The following is a 21,478-nucleotide window of genomic DNA, read 5'->3' as shown; positions in this document are numbered from 1 at the left end:
CGCGCTACGCGTCGATCCGCGTGCCGTTGGTCCGGACGCCGTTGACCGGGACTCCGTTGACCGGGACGCCGTCGGCCGGCGTCGCCGCCGCCTCGTGTTCGCGCGGTGCGCCGTCCGCCTCGGCGGAGAGCACCGCGCGGTACTCCGGAACCGTCGCTAGCAGTTCCGAGTGGGTGCCGACCGCCGCGATCACGCCGTCGCGCACCAGCGCCACCCGGTCGGCCAGCGCGACGGTTGACGGCCGGTGCACCACGAGCAGGGCCGTGGTGCCGTGCAGCACCCTGGCCAGCGCCTCCTCGACCAGCGCCTCGGTGTGTACGTCCAGCGCGGAGAGCGGGTCGTCGAGGACCAGTACCCGCGGCTTGCCGATCACCGCCCGGGCCAGCGCGAGCCGCTGCCGCTGCCCGCCCGACAGCGACAGCCCCTGCTCGCCGACCCTGGTGGCCAGGCCCCAGGGCAGGTCGTAGACGAATTCGGCCTGGGCGACCGCCAGCGCCTCGGCGATCTCCTCGTCGGTCGCGCCCGGCCGGCCCAGCGTCAGGTTCTCCCGCACCGACATGGAGAACAGCGTGGCCTCCTCGAACGCCATGCCGACGATCTCGCGCAGCGAGTCCAGGCGCAGCGAACGGACGTCCCGCCCGTCGATGGTGATCCGGCCGGCGGTCACGTCGTAGAGCCGGGGCACCAGCGACACCAGCGTGGTCTTGCCGGATCCGGTCACGCCGACGATGGCCAGCGTTTCACCGGGCTGGACCTCCAGGTCGATCCGGTTGAGCACCGGGGTGTCCGCACCGGGGTAGGTGAAGCCGACCCCCTCGAACCGGAGACACCCCTCGACCTGGCTCGCGGCCAGCGGATCCGGACCGTCCACGATGGACGGTTCGACGTCGAATACCTCGAAGATCCGGTCGGCAGCGGTCATCGCCTCCTGGCCGTTCGCGATGATCCAACCCAGCGAGTCGATCGGCCAGATCAGCATCAGCTGCAGGGTGACGAACGCGACCAGGCCGCCCACGGTCATTCCACCGGTGGCCACCGCGTACGCCCCGCCGACCAGCACGATGGCCAGCGTGACGTTGGGTACCGCGTCGAACTCCGCCCAGCTGCGGGCCAGCAGTCGCGCCTTGGCCACCCCGGTGTCGTGCACCCGCCGAGCGCCGGTCTCGAACATGCCCGCCACGTGCCGCCGCCGGCCGAACGACTTGATCACCCGTATCCCCTGCGCCGACTCCTCGACCAGCGTCGCCAGGTCGCCCTGCTGGTCCTGCTGGAGCCGGGAGATGGTCAGGTAGAACTTGGTGAACTTGCGGGAGGCGAGGAACAGCGGGATCGAGGAGAGCGCGACCACCAGGCCGAGCGGCCAGTACAGCCGCAGCAACAGGAACACCACCGCGATGTAGGTCGCGATGTTGACCACCAGGAAGATCAGGCCGAAGGACATGAACCGGCGGATCACGCTGAGGTCGGTGGTCACCCGGGACAGCAACTGGCCGGACTGCCACCGGTCGTGGAAGGACATCGGCAGGCGCTGGAGATGGGCGTAGAGATCGTTGCGGATCTCGTACTCCATGTCCAGCGAGGTCTGCGACTGGGTCCACCGCCTGATGAAGATCAGCAGTGCCTCGATCAGCCCGAGGGCCAGGGCCAGCGCGCCGAGCAGCAGCAGGCCGCTCGACTGCCCGTGGCGGATCGGGCCGTCGACGACCTGCTGCACGACCAGCGGGACGACGATGCTCGCCCCGGTCGCTCCGGCCGCGGCGATGAACATCCAGACCATCGAACCGGCGTAGGCGCGGAGGTAGGACCGGAGGCGCCAGAGGTTTGTTAGCGGACGTTTGGTGGGAGAAACGTCGGCGGACACCCCTCGACGGTAGTCGCTACCCGCGACGTCTCACGAGCGAGTTTCCGTTACCCGACCCTCGTGGGTGAGCAGCCATCGTTTCACGTGAATCCCCCATCGGTAACCACCGAGGGCCCCACCGGTCCGTACAACTCGGTGGCAGGGAACGAACAGTACGACGGCGTTGCGCGCGCAGGCCTGCGCCGCCGCGCGTACCGCCGCGGGCCGCCCGGCCCGGCCCGCGTACTCCGCGTAGCTGATTGGGGAGCCGGCCGGCACGGTGCGCAGCACGTCCCAGGCGCGGGCCCGGAACTCGCCGCCGGTGCGCTGCCGCACCGGTACCCGGTCGATGGCGGTGAGGTCCCCGTCGAAGTACGCCCGGACGGACTCGGCGACCAGATCGAGGTCCGCGTCGGCGCCGTCGCGCAGCTCGGGGGGTACCAGCGCGGCAAGCTCCGCGCTGTCGGCGGTGAAGCCGGCCGCCACCACGGCGCCATCGCTGCCGGCGACGCTCAACGGGCCGGCCGGGGTATCGATCGTGATGGTGTTCATCAGAGCCTCCAGAGCCGCAGGACGGCGTACGACCGCCAGGGCCGCCAGCGCCGCGCGTGCGCCTCGAGTTCCGTCGGGTCGGTGGGCAGCCCGAGGCGGGCGGCGCCGCGGCGCACCGCGATGTCGGTCGGCAGGAACACGTCCGGGTCACCGAGGGCGCGCATCGCGACATACCCGGCGGTCCACGCGCCGATGCCCGGGATACGACGCAGGGCCGCCTCGGTCTCGGCGCGGTCGGCGCCGTCGTCGAGGCACAACTCGCCGGAGGCGACGGCGGCGGCGAGCGCCCGGATGGTGGCCCGGCGCGCGGTCGGCATGGCGAACGCCTCGTCGGGCGCGCCGGCCACGGCTGCCGGATCGGGGAACGGGACCAGCCCGTCGAGCGCGTCGGGACGGGACGCCGCCGGGGTGAACTCGCCGGGCGCGGGCCCGTCCGGGGCGGGCTCGCCCGCGACCGACGCGGCCTGGGCCGGCAGGGGCTGATCCGGCAGGGGCTGGGCCGGCAGGGATTGGGCCGCCGTGTGGGCCACCAGCCGGCCCAGGACGGTACGGGCGCCGGCCACCGAGATCTGCTGCCCGACGATCGCCCGTACGGCGATCTCGAACCCGTCCACCGCGCGCGGGACCCGCAGCCCGGGCTCCTTCGCGATCAACGGCGCCAGCAGCGGGTCGGCGCCCAGCGTCTCGTCCACCGCGAGGGGATCGGCGTCCAGGTCGAGCAGCCGCCGGCAGCGCGCCACGGCCGGAGCCAGGTCGCGCAGGTCGCTCAGGCGCAGCGCGGCCGACACGTACCCGTCCGCCGGCGTGAGCACCACCGTGGCCGGGCCGTGGGGCAGCCGCAGGGCCCTCGTGTACCGGTTCCCGTCGGCGCGTTCCACGCCGGGTACCGCCCGGGCGGTGAGGAAGTCCATCAGGGCCGGGGCATCCAACGGGGGCCGGTACGCCAGCCGGAGCGTGAGCGTGCCGGCCGCGCCCCCGGCAGGGGTGGCCGACCCGGCCCCGCCGGCCGTGGCAGTGCCCGGCACGCCTTCGCCGGCCCGGCCCCGGGCCGTGGCGCGCAGCTGCGACGGGGTGCTCGCGTACACCTCGCGCAGCGTGTCGTTGAACTGTCGTACCGAGCCGAAGCCGGCCGCGAAGGCGATCTCGGCCAGGCCCAGGTCGGTCGCCTCGACCAGCACCCGTGCGGTCTGGGCCCGCTGCGCCCGGGCCAGCGCGAGCGGCCCCGCGCCCAGCTCGGCCGCCAGGAGCCGGTTGAGGTGCCGCGTCGTGTACGCCAACCGTGAGGCCAGCCCCGGTACGCCCTCGCGGTCCACCACGCCGTCGCCGATCAGCCGCATGGCCCGGCCGACAACGTCGGCGCGCACGTCCCACTCCGGGGACCCGGGCGCGGCGTCGGGCCGGCAGCGCTTGCAGGCCCGGAAGCCGGCGCGTTGCGCGGCCGCCGCCGAGGGGTGGAACTGGACGTTGGTCCGCTTGGGAGTCAGGGCGGGGCAGGACGGTCGGCAATAGATCCCGGTCGAGGTGACGGCCGTCACGAACCAGCCGTCGAATCGCTGGTCGCGCGAGTCGACCGCCCGGTAGCAGCGTTCGAAGTCGAGTTCCACGCCATCCATCGTGCCCCGGACCCCGGGGCGCTGGCTCGCGGGTTTCGGACCTGACCGTGCCGGTTGCGCAGGTCGGCGCCGGGCCGGTCAGTCCGGAGCGGCCGGGTCAGCTCGGGGCCAGCCCGGCCGGGGGCGTGACGGCCGGGCTGGGTGCGCGGTCGGGACAGTCGTGCGGGCGGGTCAGTAGGACTCGAGCGCGCCGCGCAGGAACGCGCCGGCCTGTGCGATCGCGGCGCGGGCCGGCCCGGTGCCGGCGAGCGCGTTGAGCATGACGAAGTCGTGGATCATGCCCTGGTACCGGACCTCCACCACCGGGACCCCGGCCATCCGCAGCTTCGCCGCGTACGCCTCGCCCTCGTCCCGCAGCACGTCGGCCTCGTCCGTGATGATGAGCGTCGGCGGCAGCCCCTTCAGGTCGTCGAGGCTGGCGCGCAGCGGCGAGGCGGTCGGCTCCGAGCGCTGGTCGTGGTCGGGCAGGTACTGGTCCCAGTACCACGCCATCTGCTCCCGACCGAGGTAGAAGCCCTCGCCGAACTCCTGGTAGGAGCCGGTGTCGAAGTGCGCGTCGGTGGTCGGATAGAACAGCACCGCCTCCAAGAAGCGCGGCCCGCCGCGCTGCTTGGCCAGCATGGTCAGCACCGTCGCCATGTTGCCGCCGGCCGAGTCGCCGGCCACCGCCATGCGCGCCCCGTCCAGGCCGTTCGCCTCGCCCTGCTCGGCGATGTACTGCGCGACCGCGAAGCACTCCTCCAGCGCGGTGGGGTAGCGCGCCTCCGGCGACCTGCTGTATTCGGGAAACACGATCGCGGCGCCGGAAAGCACACACAGTTCGCGGATGAGCCGGTCATGTGTGTTCGCGTCCCCGTACACCCAACCGCCCCCGTGCAGGTACAGCACGGCCGGCAGGGAACCCGTCGCGTTTTTCGGTCGCAGGATCCTGACCGGTACCTGTCCGGACGGGCCGCCCGGCACCATCATCTCCTGCGTGTCCACTTCCGGCCGGGGTACCGGGTTCGACTGCAGTTGGGTGAGGGCCTCGCGACCCTGCGCGGGCGTCATCTGGAACGAAAACGGTGGTTTGGCGGCAGCCTCGGCGACCTCGCGTGCGGCGGAATCGAGTACGACCGTCGTCGTGGCCTGCGCCATGGCGCGTCCTCCTCTCGCGGCGGCGCCGCGGTTGGCGGGTGGTGCGGGGCCGGACGCCCGACACGAATGACAGATGCTTCCCGCGGCCTACCCTGACCGGTCAGCGGTCAAACCCCTCCGAGCGCGGCCTCAGGCCGTGGCAGCGACCCCAAGCCCGGCCCCAGCGACCCCACCCCGGCCCCAGCGCCGGCAGCCTCGGCCCCACCGGCGGTGGCCTCGGCCGCAGCGCGCGTGGGGGTGGGCGCGGACGACGTCCGCCCGGCGGAAGGGCACAATATCCGGGTCCCGCGAGGCGGGCCAACGGATCGCCGGAAGGTCAGATGCTCCCGTGATGCACGCCGACGACTGTGTCTTCTGCCAGATCATCCGTGGCAGGCTGCCCGCGAGCTACGCGTACGCGGACGAGGAGGTGGTGGCGTTCATGGATCTGCGACCGCTCACCCCGGGCCACCTGCTGGTCGTGCCGCGCGAACACGCCTCCGGGCTGATGGACCTGGACGAGGCCGGCGGCCTGCATGTCTGGCTGGTGGCGCACCGGCTCGCGCGGGCCCTGCGCCATACCAAGCTGCGCTGCGAGGGCGTGAACCTTCTCGTCGCCGATGGTGCGGTCGCCGGGCAGCAGGTGTTCCACGCGCACCTGCACGTCATTCCCAGGTTCGAGGCGGACGGCGTGCGCATCGGCACCGAGGCGCCGGACGGCGAGCGCGCCGCGCTGGACTCCGCGGCCGCGGCCGTGCGCGCCGGGCTGCGCCGACTGGCGGTGGTCGAGTCCGACTGACCCGGGCACAGATTGACCCGGGCACAGATTGACCCGGGCGTCGACTGATCCGGGCGCCGATTGACCCAGGCGCCGACTGACCCGAGCCGGAGGTGCCGGCGGTCAAGCGGCGGCGGGATTCAGCGCCAGCGCGGCCGCGCCGAGCAGGCCGGCGTCCCCGCCCAGCGCGCTCGGCTCGATGCGTACCCGCCGGATGAACTCCGGCCCGGCCAGCCGCCGCACCTCGTCGCGGATCCGGGCGAGCAGCAGATCGTGGGCGCCGGTCGCCACGCCGCCGCCGATGACCACGTCGTCCAGGTCGGCGAGGGCCGCCGCGCACAGCACGGCGAGGGCGATCGCGTCGGCGGCCCGGTCGAACGCCTGGCGCGCGATGGGATCGCCGGCCCGGGCGCAGTCGGCCAGCGCGCGGGTGTCCGTTCCGGCGTCCGAGCCGCACCAGCCGTGGGCGTGCGCCCAGCGGAGCATGGATGGGCCGCTGGCGAACATCTCGACGCAGCCCCGCCCGCCGCACGGGCAGGCCGGGCCCCGCGGGTCGATGACCATGTGGCCGATGTGGCCCGCGTTGCCGGTGGGGCCGGCCTGAATCTGGCCGTCCAGTACCAGTCCGCCGCCGACGCCGGTGGACACCACCATGCCCAGCAGTGCCCGGGACGTCTGGTGGCCGCGCCAGTATTCACCGAGCGCCATGCAGTGCCCGTCGCCGGCCAGCCGCACGGGCCGGCCGGGCAGCGCCCGCTCCAGCAGCCCGACGATGGGAAATCCGCGCCAGGCCGGGATGTTGACCGGACTGACCGTGCCGGCGGACGGGTCGATCGGGCCGGCGGAACCGATGCCCACTGCGTCCGGACGGCGCCCGGCGTCCTCGACCGCGCCGGCCACCACCCGCAGCACCGCGTCCTCCAGTGCCGGCAGGCCCTCCCGGGCCGGCGTCGAGACCTGCCGGCGGGACAGCAGGGCGCCGTCGTCGCCGATCACGGCGGCGGCCAACTTGGTCCCGCCGACATCGAGGGCCATGGCGGTCCGCGGCAAGAGGATTCCTCCCGGCCTGGCTGCTGAACCGGATAAGTGGATAGACCCTACGAGCGGACGTGGCGGCTGTCAACGGGCGGTGCGCCGCGCCCTCCGACCGCTGCGCCGCGACCGCTGGTGCCTCGGCCGTACGGGCAGCCGGAAGCGGCCCGACGGGCCCGCTGCGGTGCGTGACTTAACCGTGTTAGCTTGTGCTCCTTGGAGGATGAGCGTGAAGCGTCCCACGATCGCCGACATCGCCCAGCGGGCCGGAGTGTCCAAGGGTGCGGTGTCGTACGCGCTCAACGGGCAGCCGGGGGTGTCCGAATCCACCCGCCGCAGGGTGCTGGCCATCGCGAAGGAGATCGGCTGGAACCCCAACGGCGCCGCCCGCGCGCTGTCCGGCGCGCCGAGCGACACGATCGGCATGGTGCTGCGGCGGCCGGCCCGGATCCTGGGCGTCGAACCGTTCTTCATGGAGCTCATCAGTGGCGTCGAGGCCGAGCTGTCGGCCCGCTCGTACGCGCTGACCCTGCAGGTGGTCGCCGACCAGGCGGCCGAGATCGAGGTGTACCGGCGCTGGTGGGGCGAGCGCCGGGTGGATGGCGTGCTGGTGTGCGATCTGCGGGTCGACGATCCGCGCATCACCGCGCTGGCGGATCTGTCGCTGCCCACCGTGGTGGTGGGCTCGCTGGGTGAGGTCGCCGGGCTGGTCAGCGTGTGGTCTGACGACGCCGCTCCGGTCGTGGAGGCGGTGGAGTACCTGAACGCCCTGGGGCACCGGCACATCGCGCGCGTGGGCGGCCTGCCCGATCTGCGGCACACGGCGGTACGCACCGAGGCGTTCGAGGAGGTGTGCCGGCGGCTGAACGTGGAGCCGGCACTGACCATCCCGACCGACTACACCGGCGAGGACGGCGCCCGGGCCACGCGCCGGCTGCTCAGCTCGCCGCGGCGCCCGACCGCGATCCTGTACGACAACGACGTGATGGCGGTGGCCGGGCTCGCCGTCGCGCACGAGATGGGCTTCTCGGTGCCGGGCGACGTGTCCCTGGTCGCGTGGGACGACTCGGTGCTGTGCCAGCTGGTCCACCCGCCGCTGACCGCGATGTCCCGCGACATCCCGGCCTACGGCGGGCACGCCGCGCGCCGGCTGCTCGACGTGATCGCCGGTGGGTCGGTCGCCTCCCTGCAGGACGTGGCGGCCCACCTGATCCCGAGGGGAAGCACGGCAGCACCGGCGCCGCGCGCTTAACCGGTACAGTGGCCGGCCGCCCCCCGTGTCGGCCGGCCAGGCCACGGTGGCCGGCCACCACGGCGGGCCTCAGCGCACGTCGTTGACGCAGCGCAGCACAGGTCGATCGCGCAGCTGATCGGCGGGCAGCGACCGCGAGCCGCGCACGGTGAACGTCGCCGACTCGCCCGGCAGCAGTGTCACCAGCGCCTCGTCCACCGAGGCCGCGGGGTCCAGCCGGTCGGGGAACAGGGTCAGGTCGCGCAGGATGGTCTGCGCGGACACCGTGACCAGTACCGTGTCGCCCGCCTCCTCGACGCTGGCGGTGAAGCGCGGCTCCGGGTATGCGATGTCCCGGTCTTCGGCGAAGAACCACCAGGCGCTCTGGCCGTCCTCGGCGCGTGCGCGCAGCAACTCGTCCGGTCCGCCGTGGGAGGTCAGCTCCGCGGGCAGCGCCACGGTCGTGGAGCTGCCCGCCGGCAGCGACAGTTCGACCCCGAACTTGGCGCGCGGCTGCCCGTCCAGCGTGTACCGCACGACCTCCACCGCGACCGTCCACTCGTCGGCGCCGTCGTTCACCGCCACCAGGGCCGGGCCGGCCTCGCGAGGCTGGATGGTCAGCAGCCGCGGCGCGAAGCTGTGCCGCATCGCGTACCACACCGGCTTGCGGCGCTCATCTCCGTCCACGGTGGACCAGGAGATGACCGGCCAGTCGTCGTTCAGCTGCCAGAAGACCGCGCCCATGCACACCGGCCGGTGCGACCGGAAGTGCTCGACGCCGAGGCTCAGGGCCCGCGCCTGGTTGACCTGCGTGAGGTAGTGCCAGTCGTCGAAGTCGTGCGGCTCGGGCAGGTGCGCGGCCAGCCCTCGGGCCAGCTTCCCCGCGCCGCCCACCGCCTTCTGCCGCCCCGCCAGAGCCGGCGAGTCCACCTCGAACGGGGACTGCGCGACGGCGCGGCGCAGGGTCGCGTACGCCGGTGGAGCCTGGTACCCGAACTCCGCCACGAACCGCGGAACGTAGTCGCGGTACCGCGTGTAGTCGTCGGTGTTCCACACGTCCCAGACGTGCATGGAACCGTGCGTCACATCGTTCGGGTGCAGTTCGTCGCTGCCGGAGTAGGGGCTGCCCGGCCAGTACGGGCGGGTCGGATCGAGCCGGCCGACCAGCTCCGGCAGTACCTCGAAGTAGAAGCCCGCACCCCACGAGAGGTCGCCGAGCGCCTCCTTCCAGTCCCAGTCCTCGTGCCCCCAGATGTTCTCGTTGTTGCCCGTCCACGACACCAGGCTGGGGTGGTGGGCCAGCCGCACGATCTGCTGTGCCGCCTCCTCCGCCACCTCGGAGGCGAACGGCTCCTCCTCGGGGTACGCGGCGCACGCGAAGGGGAAGTCCTGGCCCACCATGAGGCCCAGCTCGTCGGCGACGTCGTAGAAGTCGTCCGACTCGTAGATGCCGCCGCCCCACACCCGGACGTAGTTCACGTTCGCGTCGAGGGCCTGGCGAAGCCGCCGCTCGTAACGCCCCCGATCCACCCTGGTGATCAGGGCGTCGTCGGGGATCCAGTTGACCCCGCGGGCGAAGACCGGCACGTCGTTGACCACGATGGTGTACGCCGAGCCGTGGGCGTCCGGCCCGGTGTCCAGTCGCACCGAACGGAACCCGATCCGGCGCTCCCAGGAGTCCAGGCGTTCACCGTCCATCGTGGACAGTGTCAGCTCGACGTCGTACCGGTCCGGCGCGCCGAGCCCCTGCGGCCACCACAGGCGGACGTCCGGCACCACGAGTTCCACCTCGGCGTCCCGCTGCCCGGCCGCCACCACGGTCTGCGCGTCGACGCGGGCGCCGTGGCCGGACACGCGGGCGGTCAGCCGCACCGGCTCGGCGTCGCGGCGCTCCAGCCGCGTGTGCAGCCGCACCCGGCCCCGACCGTCCTCGACGGTGACCAGCGGCCGCACCTCGTCCAACCGGGCGCCGTCCCACGCCTGCAGGCCGATCGGCCGCCAGATTCCGGCGGTCACCAGGGTCAGCCCCCAGTCCCAGCCGAAGTTGCTGGCCATCTTGCGGATGAAGTTGAACGGCTCCGGGTACGCGTTGGGCCGGTCGCCGAGCCGGTCGCGCTCGCGCTCGGCGTACCGGTACGCCGAGTCGAAGCGCACCTCTAGCGTGTTGGCGCCGGGGCGCAGCGCGTCGCCGACCGGGAACCGGTAGTGCCGGTGCATGTTGGCGGTCTCCCCGAGCACCCGGCCGTTGAGGGTGATGGTGGCGACCGTGTCCAGGCCGGCGCAGACCAGGTCGACCTGCCCGTCGGCGGTGCCGGCCCAGTCGAATGTCGTCTGGTAGCGCCAGTCGGTGCGCCCGATCCAGGCCACCGCCTGCTCGTTGTCGTCGAGGAACGGATCGGGGATCAGGCCGGCGTCCATCAGGTCGGTGTGCACGCAGCCGGGGACCGTCGCGGGCACCGGCGACGCCGCGCCGATCGGCGTGGACTCGGCCGCGGTCAGGGTCCAGCCATCGTGCAGCGGGTGGTAAGAGCTCATGCGAAGTCTCCTGCGTTCCTCGCGCGTCGCGGTACCGTCCGGCCGGGTGGCGGCGCGCCACGCCATGGCGGGAGACCAGGACTGAACCGGATAAGTAGGCTCACGCTATGGTGGCCCTCCGCGCGGTGTCAACACCGTTGGGCGAGGGCCGCCGGCGCCCCGGGGAGGGTCAGTCGATCAGTTTGGCCTGCTGGGCGAGGAAGGCCACCGCCAGCGCGGCGACCAGCACGGCCACCGCCCATCCGGCGCCCAGCAGCCAGCGGGCGGTGCGCACCCCGCCCAGCAGCGACGCGTCGCCGGCCACCATTACCAGCAGGACCAGGCCCACCGGTGTGGCGACCCCGGCCACGAGGCTCGCGGTGAACAGCAGTTCGATCGGGTTGATCCCGGCCAGCCCGAGCCCGACCCCGGCGGCCATCACCCCGCCCAGCACCGCGTAGAAGCTCGAGGCCCGGCCCGGTTTGCTGGACAGTCCCCGAGGCCACTCGAAGACGGCGGCTACGGCGTACGCCGCGCTGGCGGTGATGACCGGCACCGCGATCACCGCGGAGGCGAGCAGGCCGATGCCGAACAGCGCGCTGGCGAACTCGCCGGCGACCGGGCGCAGCGCCGCCGCCGCGGTCTCGGCCGACGTCACGTGCTCGTGGCCGACGCCCAGCGTCGCTCCGCTGGCCACCAGGATGAACCAGAACACCGCGACGGCCAGGACGGTTCCGGAGACCGCGTCGACCTGGCGCATCCGCAGCCACGGCCGGGCGGCCGGCTGCTCCACCTGCTGAAGGGTCTGCCACAGATAGGTGTACGCGGTGACCGTGGTGCCCAGGATGGCCAGGGCGCCGGCCACGTAGTGCGGGCCCGACCGCAGGTGCGGCACCAGGGTGCCCCGGCCCACCGCGCCCCAGTGCGGGTGGGCCAGCAACGCCGCCACGCCGTAGGCGAGCAGGCACAGCAGGACGTACTTGAGCACCCGCTGGATCTCGTCGTACCCGTTGATGAACATCAGCGCGAGCAGCACGGCGGCCAGCGGTGCGACGAACCAGCGCCAGCCGGCGCCGGTGAGCAGTCCGAGCGCGGCGGCGCCGCCCTCCAGATCCGCTGCCACGGTCACCACGTCCACCGAGAGAATGGAGACCAGCAGCAGCAGCGTGGGCCAGCGGCCGTACCGGTCGGTCACCACCTGCTGCAGGTCGCGCCGGGCCAGGAAGCCGACCCGGGTGGCCAGCGTCTGCACCACCGCCAGCACCGGAAAGGTCAGCAGGGTCAGCCAGGCCAGGCCGTACGTGGTGGTGGCGCCGACCACCACGAGCGTGGCCACGGTCGTCGGATCGGTGGCCGCGGCCCCGGAGACCAGGCCGGGCCCGATCAACTTGAACATGGCGCGCCGGCTCGGCCGCCCGTCGTGCTCCACGATCTCGGCCGAGCCGCTGTACCCTGCCCGGCCGCGGTCGCGCTCGCCCTCCGTTGGCGGGTTCCCGTCCGGAACCGACACGCGGTACCCCCTACGTCGGCGCTTTCCCGCTGTTACCGCGATTCCGGCCGGCAAAACCGGATATCCCGCGCGTCACGCACCGATTCGGACCGGGGGCGTCCGGCGCGATTCCGGGTGGAGGGCCCCGAGGGCGGCTCGGTTCCGGAGGGTCGGGCCCGGCTCAGGGCACGTGCAGGGGCACGCTGGTGATCACGACGCCGGGCAGGCCGCGCAGGGCCCGGCGCAGCCGCGCCGGCATGTGACCGTGCAGCGGCCGGACCCACCAGCGCGATATCGCGAGTTCGGGAAGCACCACGGTGAGCGTGATGTCCGGCCTCAGCAGGTGGAGCGCCTCCAGATAGCTGGCCAGGCTCGCCACCACCGCCCGGGACGGCGAAACGATGATCTCCAGTCGTACGTGGTCGCCCCACGAACTCCACTGGCGGCGGAACCGTTCGTCCTCCTCGTCGTCCGGGCTGATGTGCACGGCGAACAGCGGTTGTCCCAGCGAGGCGGCGTACGCCAGGGCACACAGTGAGGACAGGTCGAGCCGGGCGACCGGCACCACGGTGAGGTGGCGTATCTCCTGCGGCCGGTCGGTGCTGCCCCACGCCGCGCGTGGCGTGGTGGCCGCCCAAACGGCGTCGTAGTGGCGTCGGATGCCCAGCGCGATCAGGACCACCAGCAACACCCCGGCCACCACCACCCAGGCGCCCGCGGTGAACTTGCCGACGGCGGCGGTGACCAGCACGATGGCCGACAGCACGGCGCCGGCCGCGTTGATCACCAGGCTCCTGCGCCAGTGCGGCCCGCGCACCCGCGACCAGTGCCGCACCATGCCGGTCTGGGACAGCGTGAAGGCGAGGAAGACGCCGACCGCGTAGAGCGGGATGAGCGCGCGGGTGCGGCCGTGGAAGACGATGAACAGGAGGGCCGCGCCCACCGACAGGGTGAGGATGCCGTTGCTGAACACCAGCCGGTCGCCCAGCCGCAGGAACGACCGCGGCGCGTACCGGTCGTGAGCCATGAAGAACAGCAGCCGGGGAAAGTCCTGGAACGCCGTGTTCGCGGCCAGCAGCAGGATCAGCGCGGTGGAGGCCTGCAGGTAGTCGTACAGCGGCCCGACCGGGAAGGTCTTCCGGCCGAGTTCGGACAGCACGGTCTGGTTCGGCCTCGGCGCGACGCCCTGCAGGTACATCAGCATGACCAGGCCGGTGAACATCACCACCAGCAGCGAGACCATCCAGGTCAGCGTGGTGCGGGCGTTGCGCCACTCCGGCGGCCTGAACACCGGTACGGCGTCGGACACCGCTTCGACGCCGGTCATTGAGGAGGCACCGGAGGCGAAGGCGCGCAGCACCAGCATGACGCCCACCGCCTGGGTGGCGGCCGCGTTCGGCGGTGGTAAGGGTGCGAAGCCCCGCCGGGCCGCCTGCACCGCGCCGAAGCCGAGCAGCAGCAGGATGCCGAAGATGAAGGCGTACGTCGGCGCGGCGAACAGCCTCCCCGCGGCCCGGACCCCGCGCAGGTTGCCGGCCAGCAGCACCGCGATCACCGCTATGCCCATCGGGATCGCGACCGGGGCGAGCCAGGGCAGCGCCGAGGTGATGGCGTTCACGCCGGCCGCGACCGACACCGCGACGGTCAGGATGTAGTCCATCATCAGCCCGGCCGCCGCGGCCAGCCCGAACCGGTCGCCGAGGTTCTCGCTGGCCACGAGGTACGAGCCGGCGCTGCGTGGGTACGCGCGAATGGTCTGCCGGTACGACACTCCGACGGTGATCATCAGGACTACCAGTACCCCGGCGATCGGCAGGGACAGGCGCAGCGCGCCGCTGCCGGCGAGCACCAGGACGCTGAGCATGGTCTCGGGTCCGTACGCCACCGAGGAGAGCAGGTCGGAGGAGAGCACCGGCAGCCCAACCAGCTTGCGCATCCGCTCCCGCACCACGGCGGAACCGCGCAGCCGCGGACCGAGCAGCACCCGCCGGATCCGCGACTGGGCACGCAGGCGACCCGGTGCGGGCAGCTGCTCCCCGGTGGCCACCAGCTCCTCCGGCGCCTGCGAACGGAACATGCCGATCGGCGCGAGCCGGCTGAACCGGCCCAGCTGCGGGGCGGGGCGCTGGCGACCCAGCCCCGGATCGAGCGGTAGCCCGTCGCTGCGCGGTACCCGTCGATGCGCCCGCGCCCACTGCCGGCCGACCTCGCCCAGCACCTCCAGTTCGTGCTCGGTCAGCTGGGGAAGCTCGGCGGACGGCTTGAACGTGACGGCGGTGTACTCGGGCGGCTCCTTCCCATCCGGGGCCTCCCGTTCGCGCATCTGTACCGTCCCTCCGGCTCGGCGTAGCGGCACGGTAGGCGGTACCCGAGGATCGTGGCGTCGAACGGGACGCCGCAGAGACTTTCGGACCCGCCCGGACCGGGGCCAGCCCACGGCGGGCCGACCGCGACTCCGGCCGATCGCGGCCCTGGCGACTGCGGCCCCGGCCTATCGTGGCTCCCGTCCATCGCGGCCATCGCGCGCCCGATCCCCGGTGCGCGGGGCGACCGCCGTTTCACCGGTCCCGGATTTCCTGCGTAGGATCGCGGGTTGTGAGCATTTCGCTAGGCATCGTCGGCCTGCCCAACGTCGGCAAGAGCACCCTGTTCAACGCGCTGACCAAAAACGACGTGCTGGCCGCGAACTACCCGTTCGCCACGATCGAGCCCAATGTGGGCGTTGTCGGGCTGCCCGACAGCCGGCTGGACGCGCTCGCCGAGATGTTCGACTCCGTCAAGATCGTTCCGGCGCCGGTCAGCTTCGTGGACATCGCCGGCCTGGTGCGGGGCGCGTCCAAGGGGCAGGGACGTGGCAACGCCTTCCTCGCCAACATTCGCGAGGCGACCGCGATCTGCCAGGTGGTGCGGGCCTTCTCCGACCCCAACGTGGTGCACGTCGACGGCAAGATCTCGCCGTCCAGTGACATCGAGACGATCAACACGGAGCTGATCCTCGCCGACCTGCAGACCATCGAGCGCGCGTTGCCCCGGCTGGAGAAGGAGGCCAAGGTCCGCAAGGACCGGGCGCCCATCGTCGCCGCCGCGTCGGCCGCCGCCGAACTGCTCAACGAGGGCACCACGCTGTCGGCGGGTGCCGCCAAAGCGGGCATCGACACCGAAGCGCTGCGCGAGCTCCACCTGTTGACCGGCAAGCCGTTCCTGTACGTCTTCAACGTGGACGAGGCCGAGCTGGGCAACGAAGACTTCCTGGCCGAGCTGCGCGCACTGGTCGCGCCGGCGGAGGCGGTCTTCATGGACGCGAAGATCGAGTCCGAGCTGATCGAGCTGCCGGAGGACGAGGCGCGCGAGCTGCTCGCGTCGATCGGTCAGCCCGAGCCCGGACTGGACCAGCTGATCCGGGTCGGCTTCCGCACGCTGGGGCTGCAGACCTACCTGACGGCCGGCCCGAAGGAGGCCCGGGCCTGGACGATCCCGGTGGGCGCGACCGCGCCGGAGGCGGCCGGCGTCATCCACTCGGACTTCCAGCGCGGCTTCATCAAGGCGGAAATCGTCTCGTACGACGACCTGATGGCGGCCGGCTCGATGACGGCGGCCAAGGCGGCCGGCAAGGTCCGCATGGAGGGCAAGGACTACATCATGCAGGACGGCGACGTCGTCGAGTTCCGGTTCAACGTCTGAGCGCAGCCGGAGCCGGGTTTTGGCGGAGGCGAGCACAGACTCTCTGTTCAACGTCTGAGCGCAGCCGGAGCCGAGTTTTGGCGGAGGCGAGCACAGACTGTCCGCTGACCCGTCTGAGCGCAACCGGAGCCGGGCCGGGCTAGGCGGCGAGCCGTCGCTCCAGGCCGTCGAGGAGAGCCTGGAGGCCGAACTCGAAGGCATTGTCGGGGGCGGCGGCGTAGTCGGCCGCCGCCGACGTCTCCAGCCGCGTGCTCAGGCGGGGAAAGCGCGCGGCGATTTCCCGGGCCCTGGTCATGGCGTCCTGAAGCTGTTCTTCGCCGGTGGCGTCGTTCCGGGCGAGTTTCCGGGTGAGTGATGCCGTCGCGGCGGCGCCGGCCGCGTTGCCGAGAACGTAGGTGAACACGGCGGAGGCGGCCTGGTCGGCCTGGGCACCGGTGAAGCCGGCGGTTTCGTAGACGGCGAGGCTGTGGTCGTCGTGGCGGGCCTTGCCCTCGCCGTAGAGGACGTGTGCCGCGAATGCCTGGACCAGCCACGGGTGTCGGGTGAGCATCTCGTACAGGTCGATGGCCATGGCGGTGGCCGCCGTGCGCCAGTCGACCGAGCCCAGGTCGGGCAGCTTGAGTTCGCCCCACACCTGGTCGGTCGCGAGCAGGACGAGATTGTCCTTGTTCTTGACGTGCCAATACATGGCCGTGGCCGCGGAGTCGAGCCGTCTGCCCAGCGCGCGCATGTTCAGGCCCTCGAGACCCTCGGCGTCCAGAAGCTCGATGGCGGTGCGGATGAGCTGGTCTCGGGTGAGGACATCGCGCGGCATGGCGTCACTGTACGCAGGGTCTTGCACAGCGTTCAAGTTCTCGGCTACGGTTCACGTCGCCAGCCAGTTGAGCTAAGCGCAATTCCAGGGAGAGTTCCCATGGCCACCCTGGTCGCCGGAATTCAACTGCTCGTCGCCGCCGCCTTCGCGAGCATCCCGGGGTCCGCCATCACTTCGGCTCCGCCGCGATCGCCGCCGTCGAGGGCCGAACTGCGCCGCCAGGACGTGCGCCCCGAGGTATTGGCGGAGAACAGGATCCGGTTCGACGCCAGCGGCCACGAGACCGCGGACCCGGGCGACCGTCGCCGCGGTGATGACCGCCATCGCGCCTCGCCGGCGCCGGCCTGGCCCAGGCTCTGAGAACGCACCATCGAGCCTGCGGCGGCGAGCCGGCGGGCGCATTGCACGGGTCCCTCGGGGCGAAGCTGTCGTCGCGAAGGAGCCGTGGGTGTTCGTGAGGGGTGGGTCGCGATCAGCCGCACGAGGTGGTGACGCTGCGGTACGCGTCCTCTATGCGCGCGGCCAGCGTCACCTCACCGGCGGTGAGGGCCCCGCCGTCCTCGGGGGACACCATGATCTGCGTGTACCCGTCGAGCCGCCGCACCGTCGGCCGCATCTGCAACGCGTCGGCGACCACCTTGATCCTCTCGGTCAGGGCCGCGTGCTGCGCGTCATCGATGCGCAGAGTACGTTTGATGTCCCGCCCCTCCAGTGACCAGCCGGCCAGCAGGGTCAGCGCGTCGTGCAGATAGTCATGTCCGCTCGTTGACCTACGCCGCGCACGCATGGCTGGCCTCCCAGGCGTCGTTGCCGGCCCGTAGCCATTTCGTGGCCGTACCGTTGTTGTTGATGTTCCTAGTGTTCCTGGGGTGGCACGCTGTGTCCACGCTCACAATTCAGTCGTCTGGTGAGCTTCGGTACACCGCAGGACACCCAATCCTTGTTTTGTCTGGCAGGCTGATGCCTCGTGCAGACCGAACGGCCCATGTCGCGGATCATTGTCGGTGCCGCCATCATCGAGGCGGGCCGGGTGCTCGCGTGTGCCCGTGCCGCGCCGCCGGAGGTCGCCGGGCGCTGGGAGTTTCCGGGCGGCAAGGTCGAAGAGGGCGAGACCGAGCCGGAGGCTCTGATTCGCGAATGCGAGGAGGAGCTCGGGGTCAAGGTGGAGGTCGGCGACCGGGTCGGCGGTGACGTCCCGCTGGGGCACGCCGGCGCGGTGCTCAGGGTCTACAAGTCCCGGCTGCTGGCCGACCAGACTCCCCAGTGCCTGGAGCACTCCGAGCTGCGCTGGCTGGGCCGTGACGAGCTGTTCGACGTCGACTGGCTGCCGGCCGACGCGCCGATCGCCGCCGCGCTGCGCCCGCTGCTCGACTGAGCCCGCCGCTCGACTGAGCCCGCCACCGCCGTGCTGTCGTCCGGTGGTGCCGTCACATCGGCGTGCCGTCGCGCTGCTGTCCGGTTGTCGGCGCGGGCGACACGCCGGACACGCCCAACACGCCCAGTGGCAATGTCCATGATCGTCCAAAGAATGTCGACGGGGTGCGCGACTATCGGAGAGTGGAGCTGACTTACTCCGAGGTTGGGGCGACCTTCGACGGTGCGTTCCCGAACGGCTACCGGCACGTCCGCGGCCGCGCCCGCCTCGGCCGGGGCGAACGGGTCTACGCCGGCGCCGTGCACGCGTTGGGCTCGTTCGACATGCAGCGGCGCGCCGGGCTACGGGTGCGCGCGAGCGTCGGGATGGCGGCCGAGGGGGTCGAGGTCGCCTTCGGCTTCGGCGCCGGGCCGCTGCGCCTGTGGGCGCCGGTACGGGTGGTCTGGCTCGTCAACGAGCCGCTGCGCTACGGCTACGGGTACGGCACGCTGCCCGGCCACCCGGAGACGGGGGAGGAGGGCTTCCTGGTGTCGCTGGCGCCGGACGAAACGGTGTGGTTCGAGGTGCGGGCGTTCAGCCGGCCGGATCGCTGGTTCGTCCGGGCGGCCGGGCCGCTGGGCGCGCTCGTCCAGGATCGCGCCAACGACAAGTACCGCTCGGCGATCCACCGGCTGGCGAACGCCCGCACCGCTGCCTGAGGCGCTACTACGCCTCGATCTGGTCCCGCCGGAAAATCTTGCGGCCGAGCCAGACCAGCGGGTCGTACCGGTTGTCGACCGCGCGCTCCTTCATCGGGATGATCGCGTTGTCGGTGATCTTGATGTGCTCCGGGCAGACCTCGGTGCAGCACTTGGTGATGTTGCAGTACCCGATGCCCTGCTCGGCGACCGCGAAGTCCTTGCGGTCGTGCTTCGCGTCCAGCGGGTGCATGTCCAGCTCCGCCGCTCGGATGAAGAACCGCGGTCCGGAGAACGCGTGCTTGTTCTCCTCGTGGTCGCGCACCACGTGGCAGGTGTTCTGGCACAGGAAGCACTCGATGCACTTGCGGAATTCCTGCGAGCGCTCGACGTCGACCTGCTGCATCCGGTAGTCGCCGGGCTCGACGCCGGCCGGCGGCGCGAACGCCGGCATCTCGCGCGCCTTCTGGTAGTTGAAGGACACGTCGGTGACCAGGTCGCGGATGACCGGGAAGGTACGCAGCGGGGTGACCGTGATCGTCTCGGTGTCCTCGAAGGTGGACATCCGGGTCATGCAGCCCAGCCGCGGCTTGCCGTTGATCTCCATCGAACAGGAGCCGCACTTGCCGGCCTTGCAGTTCCAGCGCACCGCGAGGTCGGGTGCCTGGGTGGCCTGGAGGCGATGGATGATGTCGAGGACTACCTCACCCTCGTTCACCTCGACCTGGAAGTCCTCCAGCGTGCCGCCGGTGTCGTCCCCGCGCCAGACCCGGAAATGCCTGTTCGCGCCCATCACACACCATCCTTCGCCGGGCCGGCCGCCGAAACCTGCGTCTCCGTGTAGCCCGCCAGCTCTTCATCGGTCATGTACTTCTTGAGCTCGGACAGCTCGAACAGGCCGAGCAGTTCCGAGCGCATGGTCGGGACCGGCTGGTGCAGCAGCGACACCTCACCCGACGGGCTCAGCGAGCAGACCAGGTTGACCTGGCGCCACTTCGGGCTCATCTCGGGGAAGTCCTCGCGGGTGTGACCGCCGCGCGACTCCTCGCGCTCCAGGGCCGCCTTGGCGGTGCACTCCGAGACCACCAGCATGTTGCGCAGGTCCAGGGCCAGGTGCCAGCCCGGGTTGAACTTGCGCCCGCCGTTGGCGCTCACCTTGGCCACCCGGCCGCGCAGGTCGGCCAGCTGCTTGAGGGAGTCCTCCAGCTCGGCCTTGCGCCGGATGATGCCCACCAGGTCCTGCATGACCTGCTGGAGGTCGTGCCACACGGTGTACGGGTTCTCACCGTCGGTGCGCTCCAGCGGGGCCAGTGCCGTGTCCCGCGCGACCTCCACGTCGGTCTCGGACACCTTCGGCCGGCTCGCGCCGAGGCTGTCCACATAGGACGCCGCGTGCTCGCCCGCCCGCTTGCCGAACACCAGCAGGTCGGACAGCGAGTTGCCGCCGAGCCGGTTGGAGCCGTGCATGCCGCCGGACACCTCACCGGCCGCGAACAGGCCCTGCACGGTGCCCGCGGCGGCGCCCGAGTCCGGGTCGACCTCCACGCCGCCCATCACGTAGTGGCAGGTGGGCCCGATCTCCATCGGCTGCTTGGTGATATCGACGTCCGCCAGCTCCTTGAACTGGTGGTGCATCGACGGCAGCCGCTTGAGGATGAACTCGGGCGAGCGCCGGGAGGCGATGTCCAGGTAGATGCCTCCGCTCGGGGTACCGCGCCCAGCCTTGATCTCGGAGTTGATGGCCCGGGCGACCTCGTCGCGGGGCAGCAGCTCCGGCGGCCGGCGGTTGTTGTCCGGGTCGGTGTACCAGCGGTCAGCCTCCTCCTCGGTCTCCGCGTACTGCTTGCGGAACACGTCCGGCACGTAGTCGAACATGAACCGCTTGCCCTCGGAGTTCTTGAGGATGCCGCCGTCGCCGCGGACCGACTCGGTGACCAGGATGCCCTTGACCGAGGGCGGCCAGACCATGCCGGTCGGGTGGAACTGAAGGAACTCCATGTTGATGAGCGTGGCGCCGGCGCGCAGCGCGAGCGCGTGGCCGTCGCCGGTGTACTCCCAGGAGTTCGAGGTCACCTTGTAGGACTTGCCGACGCCGCCGGTGGCCAGCACGATCGCGGGCGCCTGGAACAGCACCAAGCCGCCGTCCTCGCGCCGGTACCCGAAGGCCCCGGCCACCCGGTCGCCGTCCAGCAGCAGCTCGACGATGGTGGTCTCGGCGAAGACCCGGATGCCGCTCTCGAAGTCACCGGTGGCGGCGAAGTCCTCCTGCTGCAGCGACACGATCTTCTGCTGCAGGGTGCGGATCAGCTCCAGGCCGGTGCGGTCGCCGACGTGGGCCAACCGGGGGTACTCGTGGCCGCCGAAGTTGCGCTGCGAGATCTTGCCGTCCTTGGTCCGGTCGAACAGCGCGCCGTAGGTCTCCAGCTCCCAGATCCGGTCGGGCGCCTCGTGCGCGTGCAACTCGGCCATCCGGAAGTTGTTGAGGAACTTGCCGCCGCGCATGGTGTCCCGGAAGTGCACCATCCAGTTGTCGTTCGAGTTGACGTTGCCCATGGCCGCGGCGGCGCCGCCCTCGGCCATGACCGTGTGCGCCTTACCGAACAGCGACTTGGAGATGATCGCCGTCTTCTTGCCGGCGAGCCGGGCCTCGACGGCCGCGCGCAGCCCGGCGCCGCCGGCACCGATGACCACGACGTCGTACTGGTGGCGCTCGATATCGGCGGAGTTCGGGTTCGCCGTGTTTGGTTCAGTCATCGTTGTCTCACC

General features: G+C 71.8%; 17 protein-coding genes and 1 pseudogene. 6 read left to right on the top strand and 12 right to left on the bottom strand.

Translation table 11 applies throughout. From position 1 onward, the window contains the following. Positions 1-4: 4 nt before the first annotated feature. From ABEA87_RS11900 to ABEA87_RS11885, 4 genes are all read right to left on the bottom strand, one after another. Positions 5-1,777 carry an ABC transporter ATP-binding protein gene (locus ABEA87_RS11900; protein WP_345628828.1) on the bottom strand — a complete coding sequence of 591 codons (1,773 nt, stop codon included), beginning with the start codon at positions 1,775-1,777 and terminating at the stop codon, positions 5-7. A gap of 114 nt (positions 1,778-1,891) precedes the next feature. Further along, positions 1,892-2,392 carry a methylated-DNA--[protein]-cysteine S-methyltransferase gene (locus ABEA87_RS11895; RefSeq protein ID WP_345628826.1) on the bottom strand — a complete coding sequence of 167 codons (501 nt, stop codon included), beginning with the start codon at positions 2,390-2,392 and terminating at the stop codon, positions 1,892-1,894. Continuing rightward, positions 2,392-3,996, bottom strand: a complete 1,605-nt coding sequence (locus ABEA87_RS11890; RefSeq protein ID WP_345628824.1) for a DNA-3-methyladenine glycosylase 2 family protein — start codon at positions 3,994-3,996, stop codon at positions 2,392-2,394. The genes ABEA87_RS11895 and ABEA87_RS11890 overlap by 1 nt, the downstream gene beginning before the upstream one ends. Positions 3,997-4,176: 180 nt before the next feature. Continuing rightward, a complete protein-coding gene (locus ABEA87_RS11885) occupies positions 4,177-5,142 on the bottom strand; it encodes an alpha/beta hydrolase (RefSeq protein WP_345628823.1) in 966 nt (321 codons plus the stop codon). Between the two features lie 331 nt (positions 5,143-5,473). Between ABEA87_RS11885 and ABEA87_RS11880 the strand changes: the two genes are divergently transcribed. Next, positions 5,474-5,920: an HIT family protein gene (locus tag ABEA87_RS11880; RefSeq protein ID WP_345628821.1), complete on the top strand. Its 447-nt coding sequence runs from the start codon at positions 5,474-5,476 to the stop codon at positions 5,918-5,920. A 102-nt stretch (positions 5,921-6,022) separates the two neighbouring features. On the opposite strand, the gene ABEA87_RS11875 is transcribed toward ABEA87_RS11880, so the two are convergent. After that, positions 6,023-6,949 (bottom strand): ROK family protein, encoded by a 927-nt coding sequence (locus ABEA87_RS11875; protein WP_345628819.1) that lies wholly within the window; start codon positions 6,947-6,949, stop codon positions 6,023-6,025. 205 nt (positions 6,950-7,154) lie between these two features. Between ABEA87_RS11875 and ABEA87_RS11870 the strand changes: the two genes are divergently transcribed. Beyond that, positions 7,155-8,183, top strand: a complete 1,029-nt coding sequence (locus ABEA87_RS11870; RefSeq protein ID WP_345628817.1) for a LacI family DNA-binding transcriptional regulator — start codon at positions 7,155-7,157, stop codon at positions 8,181-8,183. 69 nt (positions 8,184-8,252) lie between these two features. Here ABEA87_RS11870 and ABEA87_RS11865 read toward each other — a convergent pair whose 3' ends face one another. The 3 genes from ABEA87_RS11865 to ABEA87_RS11855 form a co-directional block, all read right to left on the bottom strand. Beyond that, positions 8,253-10,697: a glycoside hydrolase family 2 protein gene (locus ABEA87_RS11865; protein ID WP_345628815.1), complete on the bottom strand. Its 2,445-nt coding sequence runs from the start codon at positions 10,695-10,697 to the stop codon at positions 8,253-8,255. A gap of 169 nt (positions 10,698-10,866) precedes the next feature. Then, a complete protein-coding gene (locus tag ABEA87_RS11860; protein ID WP_345628813.1) occupies positions 10,867-12,186 on the bottom strand; it encodes an NRAMP family divalent metal transporter in 1,320 nt (439 codons plus the stop codon). A gap of 160 nt (positions 12,187-12,346) precedes the next feature. Continuing rightward, complete coding sequence (locus tag ABEA87_RS11855; RefSeq protein ID WP_345628811.1) at positions 12,347-14,488, bottom strand: APC family permease; 2,142 nt, start codon at positions 14,486-14,488, stop codon at positions 12,347-12,349. A 272-nt stretch (positions 14,489-14,760) separates the two neighbouring features. Between ABEA87_RS11855 and ychF the strand changes: the two genes are divergently transcribed. Then, a complete protein-coding gene (gene ychF / locus ABEA87_RS11850; RefSeq protein ID WP_345628810.1) occupies positions 14,761-15,846 on the top strand; it encodes a redox-regulated ATPase YchF in 1,086 nt (361 codons plus the stop codon). Positions 15,847-15,985: 139 nt separating this feature from the next. Here ychF and ABEA87_RS11845 read toward each other — a convergent pair whose 3' ends face one another. After that, a complete protein-coding gene (locus ABEA87_RS11845) occupies positions 15,986-16,660 on the bottom strand; it encodes a TetR/AcrR family transcriptional regulator (protein WP_345628808.1) in 675 nt (224 codons plus the stop codon). A 99-nt stretch (positions 16,661-16,759) separates the two neighbouring features. Between ABEA87_RS11845 and ABEA87_RS11840 the strand changes: the two genes are divergently transcribed. After that, positions 16,760-17,020: a hypothetical protein gene (locus tag ABEA87_RS11840; protein ID WP_345628807.1), complete on the top strand. Its 261-nt coding sequence runs from the start codon at positions 16,760-16,762 to the stop codon at positions 17,018-17,020. Between the two features lie 112 nt (positions 17,021-17,132). Here ABEA87_RS11840 and ABEA87_RS11835 read toward each other — a convergent pair whose 3' ends face one another. Further along, positions 17,133-17,447 (bottom strand): 4a-hydroxytetrahydrobiopterin dehydratase, encoded by a 315-nt coding sequence (locus ABEA87_RS11835; protein ID WP_345628805.1) that lies wholly within the window; start codon positions 17,445-17,447, stop codon positions 17,133-17,135. Positions 17,448-17,654: 207 nt separating this feature from the next. Between ABEA87_RS11835 and ABEA87_RS11830 the strand changes: the two genes are divergently transcribed. Next, complete coding sequence (locus tag ABEA87_RS11830; RefSeq protein WP_345628946.1) at positions 17,655-18,035, top strand: (deoxy)nucleoside triphosphate pyrophosphohydrolase; 381 nt, start codon at positions 17,655-17,657, stop codon at positions 18,033-18,035. 182 nt (positions 18,036-18,217) lie between these two features. Beyond that, positions 18,218-18,733 carry a DUF1990 family protein gene (locus ABEA87_RS11825; RefSeq protein WP_345628804.1) on the top strand — a complete coding sequence of 172 codons (516 nt, stop codon included), beginning with the start codon at positions 18,218-18,220 and terminating at the stop codon, positions 18,731-18,733. 16 nt (positions 18,734-18,749) lie between these two features. Here ABEA87_RS11825 and ABEA87_RS11820 read toward each other — a convergent pair. After that, a pseudogene (locus tag ABEA87_RS11820) lies at positions 18,750-19,505 on the bottom strand (succinate dehydrogenase/fumarate reductase iron-sulfur subunit); the annotation flags it as partial. Next, positions 19,505-21,466, bottom strand: coding sequence for a fumarate reductase/succinate dehydrogenase flavoprotein subunit (locus tag ABEA87_RS11815; RefSeq protein WP_345628802.1), 1,962 nt, complete (start codon positions 21,464-21,466; stop codon positions 19,505-19,507). The gene ABEA87_RS11815 and the pseudogene ABEA87_RS11820, both read right to left, overlap by 1 nt. Positions 21,467-21,478 lie beyond the last annotated feature (12 nt).

This window comes from Rugosimonospora acidiphila (genome assembly GCF_039543385.1).
In the GTDB taxonomy this organism is placed as follows: domain Bacteria; phylum Actinomycetota; class Actinomycetes; order Mycobacteriales; family Micromonosporaceae; genus Rugosimonospora; species Rugosimonospora acidiphila.
This window is presented reverse-complemented; position numbering and strand designations above follow the sequence as displayed.

Excerpts from the sequence above, each read along its gene's own strand:
- ABEA87_RS11895 (WP_345628826.1), bottom strand. The coding sequence starts at position 2,392 with ATGAACACCATCACGATCGATACCCCGGCCGGCCCGTTGAGCGTCGCC.
- ABEA87_RS11835 (WP_345628805.1), bottom strand. The coding sequence starts at position 17,447 with ATGCGTGCGCGGCGTAGGTCAACGAGCGGACATGACTATCTGCACGAC.
- ABEA87_RS11880 (WP_345628821.1), top strand. The coding sequence starts at position 5,474 with ATGCACGCCGACGACTGTGTCTTCTGCCAGATCATCCGTGGCAGGCTG.
- ABEA87_RS11865 (WP_345628815.1), bottom strand. The coding sequence starts at position 10,697 with ATGAGCTCTTACCACCCGCTGCACGATGGCTGGACCCTGACCGCGGCC.
- ABEA87_RS11845 (WP_345628808.1), bottom strand. The coding sequence starts at position 16,660 with ATGCCGCGCGATGTCCTCACCCGAGACCAGCTCATCCGCACCGCCATC.
- ABEA87_RS11815 (WP_345628802.1), bottom strand. The coding sequence starts at position 21,466 with ATGACTGAACCAAACACGGCGAACCCGAACTCCGCCGATATCGAGCGC.
- ABEA87_RS11840 (WP_345628807.1), top strand. The coding sequence starts at position 16,760 with ATGGCCACCCTGGTCGCCGGAATTCAACTGCTCGTCGCCGCCGCCTTC.
- ABEA87_RS11855 (WP_345628811.1), bottom strand. The coding sequence starts at position 14,488 with ATGCGCGAACGGGAGGCCCCGGATGGGAAGGAGCCGCCCGAGTACACC.
- ABEA87_RS11900 (WP_345628828.1), bottom strand. The coding sequence starts at position 1,777 with ATGGTCTGGATGTTCATCGCCGCGGCCGGAGCGACCGGGGCGAGCATC.
- ABEA87_RS11885 (WP_345628823.1), bottom strand. The coding sequence starts at position 5,142 with ATGGCGCAGGCCACGACGACGGTCGTACTCGATTCCGCCGCACGCGAG.
- ABEA87_RS11870 (WP_345628817.1), top strand. The coding sequence starts at position 7,155 with ATGAGCGTGAAGCGTCCCACGATCGCCGACATCGCCCAGCGGGCCGGA.